The sequence below is a fragment of the Candidatus Flexicrinis affinis genome, assembly GCA_016716525.1.
GTDB classification, from domain to species: domain Bacteria; phylum Chloroflexota; class Anaerolineae; order Aggregatilineales; family Phototrophicaceae; genus Flexicrinis; species Flexicrinis affinis.
Map to the genome: position 1 here is coordinate 122,036 of JADJWE010000006.1, position 19,448 is coordinate 141,483.

The window sequence follows — 19,448 nt, forward strand, 5'->3', positions numbered from 1 at the left end:
GCGGGTAACGAACCGCTCAGTCGCCGACTTTGCGAGCGACATAGTAGCCATAGCTGACGGACGCCCGGTAATGCTCGTAGAGCGCGATTTCTACCTCCTCAGCCGCCGCGATGGCCTTTGCGGCATCGGAGTGGTTGTGCGATTCAAGAAATCCGCCAAGCCTGAGCTGGATGGGCCTGTAGTAATTGTCGAGCCAGCAGTATTCGGGAAGCGCAAAATAGCCGACCGGCGAATAGCCGTGCCGCTCCAATAGCGCCAGCTTGGCCGCGGCGGTATCTACCTCGGGGTACTCCGCATCCCAATGTGCCTGAAGCTCGGCGGGTCGATCATGCGTCAGCCATGTGAGTTCCGAGACGGCCAGTATCCCGCCCGGCTTTAGGAAGCGCCTCCACGCGGCAATCCCGGGTTCGAAGCCCATGTTGTAGATCGCGCCTTCCGACCAGATGGCGTCCAGTTCCCCTTGCTCGAACGGGAGCGCATCCATCGACTGCGCGAGCGTCGTGATCCGATCCGCGACGCCGGCCTTGGCGGCAGCACCCTCCAGCACCGCAAGGAACTCCGGCAAGAAGTCGACGGCGGTGACGTGTGCGTCCAGTTCATCGGCCAGCACCAGCGTGGATGCGCCGGTGCCGCAGCCGATATCGGCGACCTTGAGATTTCGCCGCCCCTTGAGTCCGGAGAGCGTGACGGCCAGACGCGTCTCGCCGTCGCCGCCGGGGCCTTGACGCTTACCGTCGATGTGGAGGTCGATAAGCAGTTGCAGGCTGTCCATTACGGGTGATCCTCCTACGCTCCGCTGTACTGTTTACTCGCCGGGAGCCGTGGCTCGGTGTGGTTTGCCGCACGCGCGAGCAAGACGCATGTCCGGCGAAATCGATTCCCCTCCCTGAGGGAGAGGGGCTGGGGGTGAGGGCTACGGCAGCTCGGCGTGTTCTAACAACCAGTCGGTCACGGCGTCGAGGAAGCCGTCCACAAAACGCGGTTGAAGCAGCGTGTATTCCGACGGCGAACCGGTCGCCGCAAGCTGGAACAGGTGATTGGCCGCGGGCAGTGTCTCGACCGTGACGTCGAGATTGCGCGCACGTGCCATCGCCGCCTCGAACGCAGGCCGGTGGAGTGCCGGATCGATCTGCGTGTCCAGTTCACCGAATAGGGCCAACACGGGTACCGTCACGATCGACCAGTCGGTCGACGGATCGTAGTTGAGCAGGAACGGCCACCACGGCCCGTCGAAACTGAGGAACTGCACGTTTGCGACCTCGCGGATGAACACGTCGATGTCGGTGACGCCCATCTGCTCCAACTGTTCCTGCGTTAGCTCGGCGGCCTGTTCGCGGATCAGCAGCTCGAGTTCGGTGCGCGCACCGGCCGTATCGCCGGCCGCAACGCGCGGGAAGAACCGGCCAAGAAAGTCCAGTTGCTCGGCGATTGCCGCGGCATCCTCGCCGTCGGCTTGATACACGCGCTCGGTTTGGTGCAGGATCGACTGCAGTCCGTCGACTGCCTGCGGCGCGAGCGCGACGACAAAGGCGATGTCGTTTCGGCTGCTCAGGATGATCGCGGCCGCGTTTGCCCCTTCGCCATGCGCGATCAACCCGACCTGTGCGGAATCGATGTCGTCGCGGGCCAGCAGCGCGTCAAGCGCGGCCGAGGCGTCAACCGCGAAGTCGCCGGTGGTCGCCTGATCGTGATCCCCGCGCGACCGGCCAACGCCCCGCTCGTCATAACGCAAGACGGCGAAACCCGCGCGCGTAAGATGATCGCTCAAGACCGCAAACATCGGGAACGATCCGCTGATGAGCTGCGTCTCGTCTTCGGTAACGCCCACCAGCGCGCCGTCACGGTCGTGCGGGCCGCTGGAGCTAACGAGGACGACCACAGGATGCGGGCCGTCGCCTTCGGGCAGCGTCAACGTGCCGGACAGCTCGGTGCCATCTGCGGCCGTAAACGAGACGTCCTCTGCGGTGTAAGGCGTGTCCTCTGGCAGCACGTCGGCGCTGCTCAGCGGCACGAGCCCATCGACCGCCGGCAGGAATACCGCCTGCTTGAGCGCGTCGTGCTCTTCGACGACCGACGCGAGGATGATGAAGTACGTCAGCGTTCCCTGCCCGGTAATCGCCACGTCGATCGCCGCGTCCGACCCGGCCGGCGCGAGAATCTCATAGATCGCCCACGTCAGCCCGTTGGCATCGCGGATTTCGACCGGCTCCGGCACGGTGTCGATACCGAACTGCGGCAGCAGCGAAACCAGCACGACATCCGGCGCTTCCGTGCGCGCCTGCTGCGCCATGAGGACCTGCGCGCCCGACTCGCGGCTCCACAACCCGGCAGTGACCTGTACCCAACTGCTCGGCACGACGCCCGTGAACGTATAGTTGAAGTCGGTAAACGGCACCAGAATGATGTCGTCGGCGGCCTCTTGCGCTACCGTTCCGGTCAGGACGAACACGGCCAGCAGCACAGCGGCGACAATCCGTTTGATCATGAGCAGTGCCTCACGTCGGTTGGCGTATAATCGCGGCTATTGTACAAGCACACCCGCGGTCGCCGTATGCCCAAGCCGATCGAACCGTACTTGCCCGACCTCTCCAACCCCGATGAAAAGGTGCGCCGCGCGGCGGTCAAAGGGCTGCGCCAGTCGCGCAACCCGGCGGCCCTGCCGCACTTGATCGCCGCGCTGGACGACCGCTCGTTCGGCGTGATCTACCATGCCGTGCGCGGGCTGGAGGCGCTCGGCGACCCGGCCGCGATCCCCCCGCTGATCGCGATGCTCGAACGCGACCGGAGCTGCGATGTGTGCGACGAGATTGGCGCGGCGCTGACCGAATTCGGCGAGACGGCCGTCGACCCGATGATCGATGCGCTGAAGTCGCCCTCGCCGCGCGCCCGGTCGATCGCCGCGCGCTGCCTCGGCCAGATCGGCGATCCGCGCGCAGTGCCCGGCCTGATTGGCCTGCTGGACGACCCGCACCCGTGGCCGCTGAGCGCCGCGCTGGCGGCGCTGTGGCGGCTCAAGGACGCGCGCGCGACCGATCCGCTGGCGGCCTTCCTCAGCCGTCCGGAAGACGCACTCCCGGCCGACGAGGTCACCTCCCCGTACGATCAGAAGCGCGCGGCCGCCTACGCGCTGGCCGAGCTGGGCGATCCGCGCGCGATCGACACCCTCGCCGACGCGTACACGCGTGACCGCGGCTCATGCGTGACCACCATCCAGCAGCTGGGCAAGATTCACGATGCCCGCGTGCGCCCGCTGATCGAACGCTATCTGGACGCCGACCCGCAGACCCTGTGCGCGTCGCAGGCACGGGCCACGCTCGAACACCTTAAAGCGCGGGGGCGGTAGTACATTGGGGCGCTGCCCCAAACCCCGCCAGAAGGCTTTCGCCCTCTGGACTCCTATACCCGCAGATTTGATGCGCATGCGCATCAGTTTCGCAGTAACGGGGTCAAGGGATGTAAATCCCTTGTGGAGGCTGGATCGCCGGCGTTTCGGGCTCAGCGCGGAAATTGTGAATTACCCAGTATCGCCACTGAGCCATCTGACATCATGATGTCCTCATTGACAGAATTGGTGGTATGCAATACGGTGTAATAACACGTTCCATTCGGGGTGCAGGGTGATTAACCGGGGTACACTGTCCTCGATGTTTGACATCCGCCGCAGCTTCCGGGCGCGGCTTGGATTTGTAACTCTAGCCGTCCAAGTAATCGTCGGGGTGGTGGCCACGGCATTTATTACGGCCGACGCGCTGCGCACCGCACAAGAAGGCGTTGGTGCTCGACTGGCCGACCTTGCAACATACGTGTCGGACACGTTCGACTGGACGATGTTCGAGCGCGTCCGCGAAATCCGGGTATCCGCGTCCCAAGTGATCCTCATTCACCCGGAGAGCCCAATCAGCGATAAACGGGAACTTCTCGAACTGGTACATGCAAACCACTCCGATTTTGCGTGGATCGGCCTCACCGATGCGAGTGGCACCGTAGTTGCCAGCACTGGCGGGCTGTTGGAGGGCGCAGACGTCTCTCAACAACCGTGGTTCATCAACGCGCAAGAGGGACCGTGGCACAGCGATGTCTATGTTGCGGACTCGCAGACCTCCCTGCTTCCCAATCCGTCGAATGAGCCGCTCAGGCTGATCGACATAGCCGCACCAGTCTATTCCGCGGATGGCGCGCTCATGGGTGTGCTCGGCGCTCACTTGAAGTGGTCTTGGACGGAACCGATCCGGAATACGTTTATCAGTGAAGTCCACTCCACCGAGGCCATTGACGTCATCGTACTCAGTGCTGACGGCGACGTATTGCTCGCACCCGAACACGTGACCGCGACGTCCTTGAGCACCCTCGAAAGCTTCCGTATTGCGTCCGATGCAGACCGCAGCTCGGTGATCGAAACGTGGCCGGACCAAGAACGCTATGCCGTAGGTGTCGTGAAAGCCGCTGGATTCGGCGAGTATCCCGGTCTCGGATGGATCGTGCTTGCTCGGCAGTCAACGGACATAGCGTTCGCGCCGCTGTTTCAGGTGCAGCGAAGGCTGATCTTGATTGGACTGTTGGCAGGTGGGGCCATTGGTGCGGCGGTCTGGTTGTACTCGAGCCGAATCGTACAACCCATCGTCAATTTGTCTCGTGCCTCGAAACAAATCAGCTCCGACGATTACAGCGTGATCATTCCGGTTCATCCCGGGCAGGATGAGATCGCGACGCTCGCACAGAGCCTGCACGACTTGGTCAACACACTGGTCCAGCACATCGGACAGCTGACGTTGAGTTCCGAAAGATTCCGCGCGATGAATCGAATCGATCGCGCAACCCTCGCCGCGAAACAGGTCGATGAGGCAGCATGGATTTGCGTTGATTTCTTTAAGTCTCATTGGGATATCGCCAGTGCAAGCATCGTCGCCTTCGGCGATGACACGCGTGAAGCGACCGTCCTCGCCGACTACGCCGCCAGCGGGTCAGGCCTGTCGACAGGTACGGCAGTTACACCGAATGCGTCCGCGCTTGAGGCCATTCACGACAACGGGACACTGGTCGTCGACGAGCTGGCACGTTTGCCTGTTGCGACCCCAAGCACAGCAGCGGATCTGTCGAGACCCGGCCGCGTCGCATACGTTGCGCCGATGTTTGTGCAAGGGCAGCTCGCGGGCCTATTCACCGTCGTAACCGATCGCAACCGCGCGACCGACCCTGAGAACATCAGAATCGTCAACGAATTCAGCAGTCAGATGGCCGTTGCTCTACAGCAAGAACGTTATCGCCTACAGATTGCGCAGCATATCGACCAGCTCGAAACGCGCGTCCAACAACGAACCGCAGAGCTATTGCAGGCCAAGAACCGGATCGAGGCCATTTACAGCAGCACGAGCAATGCGGTCGCGACCGCCGATTGCGACGGCGTTATCAATACCTTCAATCCGGCTTTCGTAAGGACGTTCCAACTCGCCGAGCAGAACATCGACGGCCGCCGGGTGACGGAGTTTGCGGAGGCCGACTCGCGAAGCGTCCTTGAGTCTACGCTGCGCAAGGTCTGCGCGACGGGCGAGCCACGCACGGTTAGCGTGGTTCTCCAACGCGATGGCTATCCATTTGAGGCCGATGTCGCGATCTCTCCGGTGCTGGGGGCCGACGACCTGCGGGGGATCGTCTTTGGCGTACGTGACGTGACGGAGAGGAATCGGCTCGAACGCGCGTTGCAGGCAAGCGAGGAGATGTACCGCAGGTTCTTGGACCTCACGCCGTATCCGATCGTCGTGATCAACAGCACGGGCGAGATCGTACGGATCAATGAACGGTTGACGACCTCGCTGGGTCACAAGGTCAGAGATTTGATCGGCAAACCCGTCGAGATCCTTCTGCCCGCGCGCGACCGCGAGCAGTACACAGCGCTGCGCAGGGAATACATGCATGCCCCGGATACTGTCGTGCTGGGGGTTAACGAGAGCTTCAGGGCCCTCCACCAAGATGGTCGTGAAATCGAAGTCGAAATCGGCCTCAGTCCGATCATACTTCAGGGCGAACGCATGGTCTTAATCCAGATCGTCGATGTCACCGCGCACCGGCTGCTGCAGAGAAGCCTAGAACTGGCTGTTGAGAGGGAGCGCGAGCTCAACGATCTCAAGTCGCGGTTCATTTCGATGGTCGCGCACGAATACAAGACACCGCTCGCGGTAATCCTGTCGTCCGTTGGGCTGATCCGCGATTACAGCGACCGCCTGTCCGCAGAGCGCAAGGCGAATCTGTTGGACACGATTTCAGTACAGGTCGAGGAATTGACCGCACTGCTCAATGATACCCTTACTCTGACAAGACACGAAGACAGCGGGACCGTTTTTTCACCCGAACCTGTGGACCTAATAGAGATCGTCTCTGCGCTGGTCGACGAGATCCAGTTGACCTGCCTTGCTACGCACAGGATCGAGTTCACGCATCGCGGGCAGTGCCAATCCATTATGATCGACCTGAAACTATGCCGAGGTGCATTGACCAACTTGCTGTCCAATGCCGTCAAGTACTCGCCGCAAGGGGGCAGCGTATTCGTTGACGTCGAGTGCGGTGAGTCCGAAGCGAGTATCAGCGTGAGGGATACCGGCATCGGCATACCGCAGGCTGATCAGGCGCGCATTTTTGAAACCTTCCACAGAGCGCATAACGTCGAGAACATCTCCGGAACCGGCTTGGGTCTGGTGATTGCCAAGCAATCCGTCGAGGCGCATGGGGGGACGATTTCATTCGAAAGTGTAGAAGGCGAAGGAACAACGTTTACAATTAGACTTCCTGTAATGAAAGATCCGCCAAAAAATCGGAGCGAACGACAATGAGCGCGAGAATTCTTGTCATTGAAGATCGATCTGATATTCGTCGGAATATGGTAGAGGTTCTTCAGTTCGAAGGATTCACGGTATTCGATGCGCCGTCCGGCGGCATGGGGCTGGGAATTTTACAGGTGCAGTCGCTCGATCTCGTCATCTGTGACATCAATCTGCCTGATTTCGACGGTTACCAGATTCTGCGTCATGTCAGGCAGGACAAGAACATGGCCAACCTGCCGTTTATCTTCGTAACGTCCCGATCCGAGCGCAAAGATGTACGGCTCGGGATGGATCTGGGCGCCGACGACTATATCACCAAACCGTTCACCAACGAGGAACTGCTTTCGGCCGTACATTCCCGCCTCGAACGTTCGAAGTCGCACGCTTCGGTGAACACAGTCGAGCTTGAAACCGCCAAGAAGCACCTCACGCAGATGGTTGCGCATGAGCTACGCACACCGCTCTCGTCGCTTTCCATGGTCGAGCAGATCATCTCGCGTCAGATCGACAATTTGACATCGGTGCAGATCCATGAGCTGCTCGACTCGTGGAAGTCCGGCGCGCATCGGCTGCACCATCTCGTTGAGCAGATGGTGCTGATGACACACCTTGACTCAGGAGCCCTTTCCGCGACAGAGATACGGCGTAACGGCCAATCGCACGATGTGTGGTCCATTGTCGATGCCGCGGTCAAGCTGGCGCGCCAGTTCTCCTATCGTCACCCGCACGGTGAGATCGTGTTTGATCCCGCGGACGAAAAACTGTTCGTCAAGTGCAATTTGCAGGCCCTCCGACATGCCTTCGCGGAGCTGATCTCCAACGCGTTGGATTTCACGCCGGAAGGTACGATGGTCATCATCAGCCAAAACAAGCACATGTCTCGCGCCCGCACGGAGATCATCGATTCGGGTGCCGGCCTCACGACGCGGCGACTCGAGCGCGCCCTGCAGCCCTTCGAACAGATTGACCGTCAAAAACAGGAGCAGCAGGGGATGGGGTTGGGTTTACCCCTAGCAAAGGCCATCCTCGAGATTCATGGCGGCGCCATCGAGTTCCAGCGCGTCGCATCGGGTGGAACCAAAGTTGTCCTGAGTCTTCCGCTTGCCGTGTACTAGCAGGCGGTTGCTAGTGTCGTTCGGGTCTTGCGCAACGACACAATAAAAAGGGCCGCGCGGTGATGCGCGGCCCTTCGATTTCGTGCGGTGTGCAGGCTAGATCGCCGGCGTTTCCGGCTCCGTGCGGAATTCGTTCTCGCCGGTGAATTCCTCGTCGCCGTTGACGAGGCCGAGCGCGTTGTCCTCCACGATGACGCGGACGACGCTGCCCAGACCGAAGCGCCCGGCGAGAATGCCGTCGGACAGCCGGTCTTCGACCTCATTCTGGATCAGGCGGCGCAGCGGGCGCGCGCCGAACTCCGGATCGTAGCCGTGCTCGGCCAGCCAGTCCTGCGCTTCTTCGCTCAACTCAAGCGTGATCGCGTTCTCGATCAGGCGGTCGCTGACCTTCTTGATCTCCAACTCGACGATCTGCTTGATCTCGGCGCGGGAAAGCGGGCGGAACACGATAGTCGCGTCAACGCGGTTGAGGAACTCGGGCCGGAAGACGCGGCGGAGCTGATCCATCACGTTCTTCTTCATGTCGTCGAAGCGCTGGGCTTCGTTGCGTTCCTCGTCGCCACTGATCTGGAAGCCGAGCGTTGTGCCGCGCTTGATCGTATCGGCGCCGACGTTGCTGGTCATCACGATGATGGCGTTGCGGAAGTCGACCTTGCGGCCGCGGGCATCCGTCAGGCGCCCCTCTTCCATCACCTGCAGCAGCATGTTGAAGGCTTCAGGGTGCGCCTTCTCGATTTCGTCAAACACGACGATGCTGTACGGGCGGCGGCGGATGGCCTCGGTGAGCTGGCCGGCATCTTCATAGCCGACGTACCCCGGAGGCGCGCCGACCAGACGGGCAATGCTGTGGCGCTCCATGAACTCGCTCATGTCGAGCTGCACCAGCGCGTCTTCCGAGCCGAACATGAATTCGGCCAGAGACTTGGTCAGCTCGGTCTTGCCGACCCCGGTCGGCCCGAGGAACATGAACGTCCCGATCGGGCGGCGCGGATCTTTCAACCCGGCGCGGCTGCGGCGCACGGCCTTGCTGATGGCATCGATGGCCTCGTTCTGGCCGACAATGCGGCTGTGCAGCGCGCGTTCCATCTCGAGCAGGCGCTGGGTTTCGTCGCTGGCCATGCGGCGGACCGGGATCCCCGTCCACATCGACACGACCTCGGCGATGTCGTCGCCCACCAGACGCGGCTGATTGGTCTCGCTGTTCCAGTTGGCCTTGAGGTCCGTTAGGGTGGCGCGCAGACCTTCGGCCTGCATGCGCAGGCGGTCGACATCGTTGGCCTCGGCCTCTTCGCCCTCCTGAAACTCGTCGATCTCCTCCTCGATGCGCGACAGCTCGGCTTCGGCTTTGCGCACCTGCGCGGCCTCAGGCGACTTGTACATGCGCAAGCGGGCGGACGCCTCGTCGATCAGGTCGATGGCCTTGTCCGGCAGGAAGCGGTCGGGGATATAGCGCGCCGACAGATTGGCTGCCGATTCGATCGCCTCGTCGGTGATCTCGACGCTGTGGTGCTGCTGATACGGTTCCTTGATGCCTTGCAGAATCTCGACCGTCTCTTCGATCGACGGTTCGGCAACCAGAATCTGCTGGAAGCGGCGCTCGAGGGCGGCGTCGCTCTCGATGTGCTTACGGTACTCGTCCAGCGTGGTCGCTCCGATGCACTGCAGTTCGCCACGTGCCAGCGCCGGCTTGAGGATGTTGGCGGCGTCGACACTGCTGCCGGCCGACCCTGCGCCGACGAGCATGTGCACCTCGTCGATGAATAGGATGCTGTCCGACGACTTCAGTTCTTCGATCACGCGCTTGAGGCGTTCCTCGAACTGCCCGCGGTACATCGTACCGGCCACCAGCGACCCGACATCCAATTGGAGCACGCGCTTCCCGAGCAGCGGGCGCGGCGTGTCCCCGGCGACGATGCGCTGGGCGAGCCCCTCGACGATGGCCGTCTTGCCGACGCCCGGCTCACCGATCAGCGCCGGATTGTTCTTGCGGCGGCGGCTGAGCACCTGAATGACGCGCTCGATTTCGGTCTCGCGGCCGACAACCGGATCGAGCTTGCCCTCGCGGGCCAGTTCGGTCAGATCGGTCGCCAGTTGATCGACCATCGGCGTCTTGTTTTCGCTGCTGCGGCGCGACGCGGCCGACCCCGACGAACCTACCGGACGGCGCGGTGTCGGAGACGTCGGTTCCTGCGGCTCGTTCGCCTGCGGCGGCTGAACCGGGCTGTCGCGCAGCACGTTGTTAGTCTGGCGGCGCACCTCTTCCGGCGTAATGCCAAGCCGGCGCAGCACCTCGATCGCGGTGCCCTCCGGCTGACGCACGAGCGCCAGCAGCAGGTGTTCGGTGCCGATATAGTGGTGGCCCATACGGCGCGCTTCGTCGATGGCCAGTTCCATCACGCGCTTGGTGCCGGCGGTCAGGTCGAAGTTGCCGGAGCGCTTAGGCGATTCCGGTTTCTTCATCTTGACGACCAGATCTTCGACACGGCGCGGATCGAGTCCGAGTTCGCGCAGTACGCGCCCCGCAACGCCGCCTTCTTCGCGCAGCAGCCCAAGCAGCAGATGCTCGGTGCCGATATGCGCATGGTTGAGGCGCTCGGCCTCCTCCTGCGCCAGCCCCAGCACCCGCCGGGCGCGCTGCGTAAAACGCTCCATACCCTTGTTGGCCACGGCAAAGACCTCCGCCGCATTTCGTGTGTTGACATTGACCCCGCATGGCGGCGACACAAATGCATCATCCGCCGGCGTGGTAGGAGAATTATACCGCAATCGGTCGCGATGTCGCGTCAGAAGTGACTTAGAATCAGTGTCACCCGTCACAATGCGCCGAAACCCCTACCAATTCGGGTAGGTGAATCGCGCACCGCTTTATACGCATCAGTCGACCAGCGCGGACAGGTCGTACAAGCGCACCTCCCACCCCGCAGCCACGGCGACGGTTCCGCCGTCCGAGCTGAGCGCGGCGGCGGTTGTCGTCTGGCCTTCGTAGACTAGACGCATCTCCTCGAGCGACCATACCTGCAGCGGTTGTGTCATCCCGGCACTGATCATGAAACGTTCATCCCCGCCGATTTCGAAGCGACCCCCGGCGACCCAGATGTCGTCCGCATACGTCAAGACGACCTGCCCGGTGCGCTTGTCGAACAACCCGGCCAGCGTCGCCGCGTAGTTCGCACTCTCCGCCAACAGCGCGTGATCCTGAAACGCACCGTTGATCCGGTCTGGCGGATGCGGAAAGTCCACCGACGGGTCGATCTCACGCGTGCTGACGTCGAAAGCAACGATCGGCTCAGGCGAACCGTAAGTGAACAGGGTGGCGCCGTCCGCGCTCCAGACGACCGAGTGCACCCAGTCGCCGGCGTTCAAGACGGCGTACGGGCGCGGCTCGGAGGGCCGTTCGTACGGCGGGAACTGCGACGGATCGACGTGCTCCGGCAGCCATTGCACACATCCGGCCCGTGAGCCGCACGCCTCGATCTCGCGCCGGTACGTGCCGTCGGTCACCTGCGTGAAGGAAGTGCTGGCGCAGTAGGCCGGGCCATCCTCGACGCTGATGAGCCAGTTCTGCGTCGGGTGCCATTCGACCCGCCCGCCAAGGTTGCCCATGAAGCTCAGGGTCGTGGGCGGCACGTAGGTCGCCTCGCCGGTCGTCCGATCCACAATCACCGGGCCGTCGTAAATGTGCGCAATCAGCCGTTCGTCAGGCGAGATTTGCGGCGTCGAGTACGCCTCGAAGTCCCAGGCGATCGGTTCGACCGCACCGGTGTTGTCGTCGCGAATCGTGAGGCCTTCCGGCGTGCGAAACAGGAACCGTCCGTCGCCGAGTACTTGCAAGAAGTCCCAGTCGAGCGGGTGGCTGTAGAGCGCGTCGGCGTATAGCCAGCGCTCGTTGTCCTGCACCCATGTGAACGGCAGCGGCGGTGCGCCGGACCGTTCTCCCAGCGGCCCGTCAGGCAGATCAAGCTGCTCGACGACGATCCCGCCGCGGTCCGAATTGGCGATCAGTGCCCGCCCCTCAGGCAGCAGCGCAACCACCGGGAAGTCGTATGCGGCTTCGCGAACGTGCAAGTCCGGCCCGATGATCGTGAATCGCGATTGCTGCTCGGCGGTCGAGACGATGAGCGCGGTCTCGCCGATCCACTGCACCCGCATGGAAGCAAAGGTCCACGTCAGTTCGCCGGCTGCCAGCGGCTGATCCGGCGTGCTCGGATCGATCACGAGCCACTGGTGGCCGCCCGGTGGTGCGCCGGCAGTGAGGATCAATACGCGGTCGACCACCGGCGACCACGCGAACTGGGCCTGCGAAAAGGTCCATGACGCGCCGCCCTCCGGCCCGGCGAGGACGAGCCCGTTTGGACCCGCAGACATCCCACACGTGCTGCTATCGCGCGTCCCCCCCATCAGCCAGCGTCCCGACGCCGACCACGTCCCGCCAAACGCACTGACGTCTGGGCCAAGTTCGGCCGTGATGATGCGGCTGTCGGTCCCATCGGCGCGCTCGATAACGTAACCGTCGTCAGTCGGGTAGTAGATGTACGGCGGCATCTCGTCCTGTGCAAAAACGCCGGTCGCCATCAGGACCAGACAGGCCGCGGCTGCCAGTCGTCTCATCGTCAAGCCTCCGTGCTAACGTCACACTCCAGTGTAAACAAAACGGCCCCGGAGGACTGTCCCCCGGAGCCGTTCGTATCCGATACGTAGAGTTAGCGACTAATGCTCGTCGCCCCAGTCGCGGCCGAGGTCGAGGTCGAGATACTCGGCGCTGTTGACGCGCTTGAGGCTCAGGCCCAAACGGCGATTGCGCACGTCGACCTTGATCACGCGCAGGGTGACCTCGTCGCCTTCGTTGACGACATCCTTCGGGTGATTCACGCGGCTGTCGGACAGCTCGCTGATGTGGATCAAGCCCTCGATCTCGTTGTTGTCGACCAGCCGGGCGAACGCGCCGAACTTGGTCAGCTTCGTCACTCGGGCGCGCACAAGCTGGCCCTGCGTGTACGCCGTGGCGATTTCGTCCCACGGGTCGGCCTCGGTGCGCTTGATGCTCAAGCCGATACGCTTGCGCTCGCGGTCGACGCTGATCACCTCGACGCGCACCTCTTGGCCGACCTTCAGCACATCGCGCGGGTGCGTGACATGCTTCCAGCTTAGTTCGGTCAAGTGCACTAGCCCCTCGGCCCCACCGATGTCGACGAACGCGCCGAAGTCCTCGAGGCTGACGACGCGCCCATTCATCAACTGGCCGACGTTGAGCTTGGAAATGAGCTCTTCCTTGCGCTTCTCGCGGCTCTCGCGATTCGCCATCCGCTCGGAGAGGATCAGCCGGTTCTGTTTCTGGTCAACTTCCATGACTTTGCAGTTGATCGACTGATTGACCATCGAGTCGTACTGATCCGGGGTCGACGCCTGCACGGCGCGGCGGCGTTCGTCGCTCATTTGGCTGAGCGGCACAAACCCGCGCAAGCGCCCGAAGCGCACGATCAGACCGCCCTTGTTGAAGCCGGCCACGGTGCCATCGAAGACCTTCTGCTCGCCGCGGTATTCCTCCGCCTGACGCCAGTCGATTTCCTCTTCGGCGCGGCTGAGCGAGACGAGCGTCTTGCCTTCGTGGTTCATCGGGTTGACGATGAAGACGGTGTACGACTTGCCTTCTTCGAGCTCCTGCAACTGCTGCGGAGACATACGCTCCAGCTCGCGGCTCATGATCTCGCCGGTCGTGCCTTCACCCAAGTCGAACGTGATCATCAGCGGCGACTTGGAAGCCAGCACGCCGGGCACCAGATCGCCACGGTTGAAGCGGCTGGGCGGACGTTCGGGCTTTGCTTCCGGCGCGGGCTGGGCCGCGGCTGCCGGTTCGGCAGGGGCCGGCTCGGGCGCCGCGGGTGCTTCGGCCACCGGTTCTGCAGGGGCAGACTCGGGTGCTGCGGGTGCTTCGGTCACCGGCTCTGCAGGGGCAGGCTCGGGTGTTTCGGACGACTCGGGCGCGGATTCAGAAGGCGCTTCGGCGGCGGCTTCTTCAGCAGCAGGCTCGGACGACTCGGTCTCTTCGACAGCGGCGGCGGGCTCATCTTGTTGTGGAAGCGGTGGCTGCGCGGAGGCGGCAGAATCCGCCTCCTCCTGCGGTTTTACATCCGCAGGCTCGCCGTTCGGCGCATCCATCGGCTTTTCCATCTCGTCGGTCATGCTCGATCCCTGTGTGTGTACTTCGGCTGCTGCCACGCCAACAACCCTGTCTTTAGTAGTGGGAGACGATTGCTGCTTCGGCCGCGCGTCCCGCGCGCCGTGCGCTATGCGCACAAAACTATGATCCGTGCAAACGGACACAATCACGGGGATTATACACACCTGCCTAAACGGTGGCAACTTATGCGTGAACCGTCTTGACCTACCATTAACGTGACACCATTCGCCGGGCATGATGGCGTGGTGCGCAGCCGCATTCGACTGCCTGCCACCTTTCGCTCAGCGCTTCATTTCGCCGCGGCTAAGGTGAGCGCGGTACAATGCCGGTCACATGAGATGAGGCGGGGCGTACCAGCGTACTAGGCGCGTGAAACGCCCGTTTGTGGAGACCGGTGTACATGACCCGACTTGCCCTGCGGCGCACGAGCGTGCTGGCCGTACTGATCATTGCGCTGGCGGTGTGGGCCGCGCCAGCCTTCGCCCACGCCAATCTGGTGAGCGCAAACCCCAGCGCCAACTCCCGCATGAACGCCGCGCCGGGCGCCATTCGCCTGACCTTCAGCGAGCCGCTCGAACCGGCCTACAGCGACATTCACGTGCGTAACCTCGCCGGTGAGGAAGTCGCGGCAGGCGGCCAGCTTGCGCAAGATGATCCGTTCACGCTCGAGCTGCCACTCGCCGGCAACCTACCGGACGATGTGTATACGGTCGCGTGGCGGGTCGTCAGCGCAGCCGACGGCCACGAGTCGACCGGGCGCTACACGTTCGGGATCGGCATGGCGGCAGGATCGGCCGTGCGCATCACCATTGACGAGTCCGTGCCGCCACTGAACGTGATCGGCCGCTGGCTGGATATGGCGGGCGCCGCGCTGACGTTGGGCGTCGCGGCGTTCGCAACGCTTGTGTGGCGACCGGGCCTTGTGCAGGGACTCCCGGTGCGGGACAGCCGCTTGCGCCGCGCGGGCGTCGCCGGGTGGGTGCTCGGCGGCGCGGGGCTGGTCGCCGGGTTATCCGCCAACGCATCGGTGATCGCTGGATCGCCGTTCCCGGCGAACCTGTGGGATGGCACTGCATTCGGAGTCATCGGCGGGTCAGGGTATGGCGCAGTCTGGCTGATGCGCGCCGGGCTGTGGGCGGTTCTCGGCGTAGCGCTGGCGATCCGGCAGGGAAAGCCCTTGCATTGGGGCGCGCTCAGCCTGATCGGGTTGGGGCTGGCCGTGCTGCCAAGCCTGATCAGCCACGCCCGTGCCTTGGGCAGCGGCGATGCCGTGTTGAACGACATGGTCCACCGCGCGGGCGCGGCCCTGTGGGTCGGCGGGCTGGCGGCGTGGATCGTGGTGCTGCTGCCCGCGCCGGATTTCCCTGCCGCCAAGCCGCTCTCGAAGGCTGTCAGCCGCTTCTCGAACATCGCGCGCCTGCTGGTCATGCTGCTGGCGATCGGCGGGTTGTTCGCCGCGCTCCAACAGATCACCGACGGCGACCTGCTGACCGCAACGGTGTATGGACGGGCGGCCGTGGTCAAGGGCGTTCTGTTCGTCGCGATGTTCGCGCTGGCAGGGTTCAATTTGCTGATCGTCGAGCCGAGGCTCAAGCGTGGGATCGAATCGTGGTCGCCGACGCTGCGGCTGACGGTCGGCGGGGAGTTGATTCTGGCGGCGGCGCTGTTCGTCGTGTCGGCGGTGATGGCATCGGGACTGCCGGCGATCGACGTAGCGCAGCTTCGTGCGCAGGCGGACGAAGCCAACGCGGTGACCGACGGCGCGCCGTACTTCGGCATGGAGATCGCCGGCGATGTGATGGTGCACATCGAGGTGCTGCCGGGTCGTGTCGGGGCCAATGAGATCATCGTGTCGCCGTTCGTGCTCAGCGACGACAACCGTGCGCTCTCCGACGCGGCCCACGTACAAATACGGGCAGTGCCCCCCGACGGCGGCGGGACTGACCTCACGTTCGACGCCGAACCGCTCGACGACGGCGCGTACGTCGTGCCGGAGGCGCTGTTCGATCGCGCGGGGACGTGGCTTCTGCAGGTGGTGATCGGGCAGGCTGGCGCGGACGACACCGTGACGGAATTCGAGGTGACGATTCCCCTACCATCGTCCTAATCGTTGAGAACCGCAATGCGCGCGCCCGTCCGAGACGCTATAATGAAACACAAGCTCTCATACATAAGAGACGGAGGGAGTCGTCATGGTGAAGCGGCTCATCTTGTTTGCGATGGCGGTGGTGGTATTCGGCGCAGTCAGCCTTGTGTCGACTCCCGTGCAAGCGCAGGCGTTTACGGGTAGCAACTGGACGGGCGAGTACTTTAACGACGCCAACTTCACGCCGCCGGCCGCGTTCACGAAGGTCGATCAGGTGTTGAACTTCAACTTCGGTGCCGGTTCGCCCACCAACGGGCAGGTGACGCTCCCGGTCGACAATTTCTCGATCCGCTGGAGCGGCACACAGCAGATCCAAACCGCCGGCACCTATCAGTTCACCGTGCTGCGCGAAGACGACGTCCGCGTGACCGTGAACGGCATTGTGATCATCCCCTTCACCGGGCAGGACATCGGCACGGCGCAGGTCGTCAGCGGGACGGTCGCGCTCAACGCCGGCCCGGCCACGATGACCGTCGAGTTCCGGGCCTTCACCGGCAACGCCAGCATTAACTTCTACTACCAGTTGGTCGGCGGTGGCGGTGGGCTGCAAACCCCGGGTTTCGCCTTTACGCCGACCGTCACGCTAACCGCATCGCGTACGCCGCTTCCGGCCATCCCGCCGGGCGCGCTGACGGCGACGGTCATCCGCGCCTCGGTGCTGAACGTGCGCGACGCCCCCACCACCGGCGGCCGCAAGCTCGGCCAGATTCTGCGCGGCGAGACGTATCAGGTGCTTGGCCGTGACGCCGACGCGCGCTGGTTCCTGCTTCAGCTTGGCGGGTATCAGGGCTGGTCGTACGGCTACTACCTGTTCGTCAACGGCAACGAGTTCAGCCCGCCGATCACCAGTCCGTTCGGCACGCTCGGCGTCCCCGGTGGCTTCCCGGATACGGGTGTCGTCGCACAGTCCACCGCGACGCTGGTGCTGCGCGATGTCCCAAGCGTCGCCGGAACGCAGATCGGCCGCGTAACTTGGGGCGGCTTCCTGCCGGTCGTCGGCCGCACGGGCGACGGATTCTGGTATCAGGTCGCGTGGAAGGGCACCATCGGCTGGGTGTATTCGCCGTTCACGAAGATCACGCAGGGCGACCTCAACAACGTCCCCGTGCGATGAGTGAACGCGCTCACTTCGTAAGTCTGTACATCGCGGTTGGCTCGACCAGCCGCGATGTCGTATTGGCGGATGTCACCGCCGCATTGGACGCCGCCGGGGGCCGTGCCTACGATCCGTTCGGACTGATGCCTGCCCCCGCTTTTGCCCGTGCGGTGAAACTGCTGGCCGCGCCCGTACAAGAGGGTTGGCTTCGGCTTGCCTCTGCGCCCGACAGCGATCTCGACCCGGTAGTTGGTGCGGCGTCGCATCATGGTCTGACGATACATGCCACCATCGATGCCGAGCTCGTGCCGCACGTCGCCGCGTATCGAAACGGGGAGGCGGTGGACTTGGCCGGCAGCTTGCCCGGTGCATTCGACCGCGCCCGGGTAAACGCCTTGCTGGCCGCGCCCGTTACCGGAAGCGGAAGTGCATTCGGCGGGGTGAGCAGCGCGGCGCTGCCACCCGATGTGCGCGCGATGGGCAGCGGGCTGGGGTCGCGGCAGGTGGAGCGCCTGATGCACACCATGACCGCCGGTATGGGCGGCGACAACCGCGCCGACGCACAAAGCGCGCTCGTCACCGTCGATTGGGAGGCCGGCGCGGGGCGCTGGCTGCGCGACGTTTTGATCGCCTGCGCGGTCGGCGACCGTGTCTTGCCCGACTATGCCACGCTGTCGACAGCTTATCGCGTGTTCAAGCGGCTGGAACGTCGACCGGGAGCAACCCTGTATCCCGGCGACTCCGAGGCGACTGCTGCTGCGCCAAATGCCCTCGACTACACTCCGGTGTACTACGGCTGGAAAGGCTAGACCACCCGTGAGCGCACGCGACCGCGCCACATGGAACAAGCGCTACCTCGACCTTGTCAACTCGCCGTTCCCGCGGCCCGACCTGCTGCTGATGGACTACACGCCGCCTGCCGCCGCCGTGGATGCGCGCGCGCTCGACCTTGCCGGCGGCCGCGGTCAGAACGGGCTTTGGCTCGCCGAACAGGGTTACGTCGTCGACATCATGGATATCAGCCGCGTGGCGCTGGACAGCGCCCGTGAGGAGATGACCCGCCGCGGACTGCGCCGTGTCAACCTGCTGGATGTCGACCTCGACACCATGCATCTGCCAGCGCAGACGTACGACATCGTGAGTGTGTTCCGCTTCTTCAACCGGCGGCTTCTGCCGGCGATCGGCCGGTCGGTCAACCCCGGCGGACGGCTGATCTACGAGGCGTTCTCGCTGCACATCCTCGACGAGCGCCCGAACATGAACCCGGACTTCTGCGTGCAGGGTGACGAGCTAGCGGACGCCTTCCCCAAGTGGAAGATCGTGCTGCACAGCACCGAAGGTGTATTCGCCCGCTTGGTTGCTATCAAGCCAACGGGCGGATAGTCTCGCCTACCCCTTCTTGCCGGTATCCAGCTTTCCCCGAACTTCGCGCACGACCAGCTTCGCCAGCGATTCGCCGTGTGCGTCAAGGAAGGAGGCCACCTCCTCACGGTGATGCTTGATCGCCGAGCGCAGCACCCAGCTCACCGCTTTGACGATCAGCTTGTCGCGTTCCGGCGCGTGATGCTCGGCCAATTCGAGGGCCAGCGCGATCAGGCGCGGGTCGTCGCTTGTACGCACCGGCGTCACCAGCAGGACGAGGCTCGCGCGCCGCTTGTTGATGTTGGCATCCACCGACAGCGCGCGCAGGAATGCGTCCCATTCATCCCAGCGGTCGAGCAGATCGGACGGCTTGAAGTTGTTCTGGCACGTCGTATCGACCTCAGCCCAACCCTGCAGCGTGCCCAGCCAGCGATCGAACCGGTCGAGCGGCAGCGCACGCCGCACGGCGTGTAGGCGGCCCAACAGCAGTCCGGCCAGCGCGGCCTCCTCAAAAGTCTGGCCATCGTACAGCGTATCAAGCAGGTCGAGCCATTCCGCGCCCGTCATCTGCTTGCCGTACGCGCGGACCAACTGCGCCACAAACGCGTGCAGTTCGTCCGCTTTCAAGCCCAGCGACTGCCGCTGCGATCCGGTGTAGTTGGCGAAACCCGACCATACCTCGTGCCCGCCCTGTTTCTCGGCCAGGAATGTTCGAATGTCTTCGATCGCGCTCATA

13 protein-coding genes are annotated in these 19,448 nt (G+C 63.6%); 7 read left to right on the forward strand and 6 right to left on the reverse strand.

Annotated elements, in window-relative coordinates:
* Positions 1–16: 16 nt before the first annotated feature.
* Together IPM16_15865 and IPM16_15870 are read right to left on the reverse strand one after the other, a co-directional pair.
* Positions 17–772, reverse strand: a complete 756-nt coding sequence (locus IPM16_15865; protein ID MBK9124576.1) for a class I SAM-dependent methyltransferase — start codon at positions 770–772, stop codon at positions 17–19.
* 141 nt (positions 773–913) lie between these two features.
* On the reverse strand, positions 914–2,485 hold the full coding sequence (locus tag IPM16_15870; GenBank protein ID MBK9124577.1) for an alpha/beta hydrolase: 1,572 nt from the start codon (positions 2,483–2,485) through the stop codon (positions 914–916).
* Positions 2,486–2,551: 66 nt separating this feature from the next.
* Here IPM16_15870 and IPM16_15875 point away from each other — a divergent pair, with 66 nt between their 5' ends.
* From IPM16_15875 to IPM16_15885, 3 genes are all read left to right on the forward strand, one after another.
* Positions 2,552–3,343 carry a HEAT repeat domain-containing protein gene (locus IPM16_15875; protein ID MBK9124578.1) on the forward strand — a complete coding sequence of 264 codons (792 nt, stop codon included), beginning with the start codon at positions 2,552–2,554 and terminating at the stop codon, positions 3,341–3,343.
* Positions 3,344–3,644: 301 nt separating this feature from the next.
* A complete protein-coding gene (locus tag IPM16_15880) occupies positions 3,645–6,824 on the forward strand; it encodes a PAS domain S-box protein (GenBank protein ID MBK9124579.1) in 3,180 nt (1,059 codons plus the stop codon).
* Entirely contained in the window at positions 6,821–7,930 is a 1,110-nt protein-coding gene (locus IPM16_15885; protein ID MBK9124580.1) for a response regulator, read from the forward strand. Before IPM16_15880 ends, IPM16_15885 begins: the two co-directional genes overlap by 4 nt.
* Positions 7,931–8,026: 96 nt before the next feature.
* Here IPM16_15885 and IPM16_15890 read toward each other — a convergent pair whose 3' ends face one another.
* The 3 genes from IPM16_15890 to IPM16_15900 form a co-directional block, all read right to left on the reverse strand.
* Positions 8,027–10,597, reverse strand: coding sequence for an ATP-dependent Clp protease ATP-binding subunit (locus tag IPM16_15890; GenBank protein ID MBK9124581.1), 2,571 nt, complete (start codon positions 10,595–10,597; stop codon positions 8,027–8,029).
* 207 nt (positions 10,598–10,804) lie between these two features.
* A complete protein-coding gene (locus IPM16_15895) occupies positions 10,805–12,538 on the reverse strand; it encodes a hypothetical protein (GenBank protein ID MBK9124582.1) in 1,734 nt (577 codons plus the stop codon).
* A 99-nt stretch (positions 12,539–12,637) separates the two neighbouring features.
* Positions 12,638–14,110: a S1 RNA-binding domain-containing protein gene (locus IPM16_15900; GenBank protein ID MBK9124583.1), complete on the reverse strand. Its 1,473-nt coding sequence runs from the start codon at positions 14,108–14,110 to the stop codon at positions 12,638–12,640.
* A 398-nt stretch (positions 14,111–14,508) separates the two neighbouring features.
* On the opposite strand from IPM16_15900, the gene IPM16_15905 reads away from it, so the two are divergent.
* From IPM16_15905 to IPM16_15920, 4 genes are all read left to right on the forward strand, one after another.
* Positions 14,509–16,215, forward strand: coding sequence for a copper resistance protein CopC (locus IPM16_15905; GenBank protein MBK9124584.1), 1,707 nt, complete (start codon positions 14,509–14,511; stop codon positions 16,213–16,215).
* A gap of 85 nt (positions 16,216–16,300) precedes the next feature.
* Entirely contained in the window at positions 16,301–17,368 is a 1,068-nt protein-coding gene (locus IPM16_15910) for an SH3 domain-containing protein (GenBank protein MBK9124585.1), read from the forward strand.
* Positions 17,365–18,159: a hypothetical protein gene (locus tag IPM16_15915; protein ID MBK9124586.1), complete on the forward strand. Its 795-nt coding sequence runs from the start codon at positions 17,365–17,367 to the stop codon at positions 18,157–18,159. The genes IPM16_15910 and IPM16_15915 overlap by 4 nt, the downstream gene beginning before the upstream one ends.
* Before the next feature lie 7 nt (positions 18,160–18,166).
* Positions 18,167–18,733: a methyltransferase domain-containing protein gene (locus IPM16_15920; protein MBK9124587.1), complete on the forward strand. Its 567-nt coding sequence runs from the start codon at positions 18,167–18,169 to the stop codon at positions 18,731–18,733.
* A gap of 6 nt (positions 18,734–18,739) precedes the next feature.
* Here the strand turns inward: IPM16_15920 and IPM16_15925 are convergent, their stop codons facing one another.
* Entirely contained in the window at positions 18,740–19,447 is a 708-nt protein-coding gene (locus IPM16_15925) for a DNA alkylation repair protein (GenBank protein MBK9124588.1), read from the reverse strand.
* Position 19,448: the final 1 nt, after the last annotated feature.

Bases quoted from the DNA above. Each gene is read 5' to 3' on its own strand.
- IPM16_15910 (MBK9124585.1), top strand. From the start codon at position 16,301: ATGGTGAAGCGGCTCATCTTGTTTGCGATGGCGGTGGTGGTATTCGGC.
- IPM16_15925 (MBK9124588.1), bottom strand. From the start codon at position 19,447: ATGAGCGCGATCGAAGACATTCGAACATTCCTGGCCGAGAAACAGGGC.
- IPM16_15870 (MBK9124577.1), bottom strand. From the start codon at position 2,485: ATGATCAAACGGATTGTCGCCGCTGTGCTGCTGGCCGTGTTCGTCCTG.
- IPM16_15880 (MBK9124579.1), top strand. From the start codon at position 3,645: ATGTTTGACATCCGCCGCAGCTTCCGGGCGCGGCTTGGATTTGTAACT.
- IPM16_15905 (MBK9124584.1), top strand. From the start codon at position 14,509: ATGACCCGACTTGCCCTGCGGCGCACGAGCGTGCTGGCCGTACTGATC.
- IPM16_15885 (MBK9124580.1), top strand. From the start codon at position 6,821: ATGAGCGCGAGAATTCTTGTCATTGAAGATCGATCTGATATTCGTCGG.
- IPM16_15900 (MBK9124583.1), bottom strand. From the start codon at position 14,110: ATGACCGACGAGATGGAAAAGCCGATGGATGCGCCGAACGGCGAGCCT.
- IPM16_15895 (MBK9124582.1), bottom strand. From the start codon at position 12,538: ATGAGACGACTGGCAGCCGCGGCCTGTCTGGTCCTGATGGCGACCGGC.
- IPM16_15875 (MBK9124578.1), top strand. From the start codon at position 2,552: ATGCCCAAGCCGATCGAACCGTACTTGCCCGACCTCTCCAACCCCGAT.
- IPM16_15865 (MBK9124576.1), bottom strand. From the start codon at position 772: ATGGACAGCCTGCAACTGCTTATCGACCTCCACATCGACGGTAAGCGT.
- IPM16_15915 (MBK9124586.1), top strand. From the start codon at position 17,365: ATGAGTGAACGCGCTCACTTCGTAAGTCTGTACATCGCGGTTGGCTCG.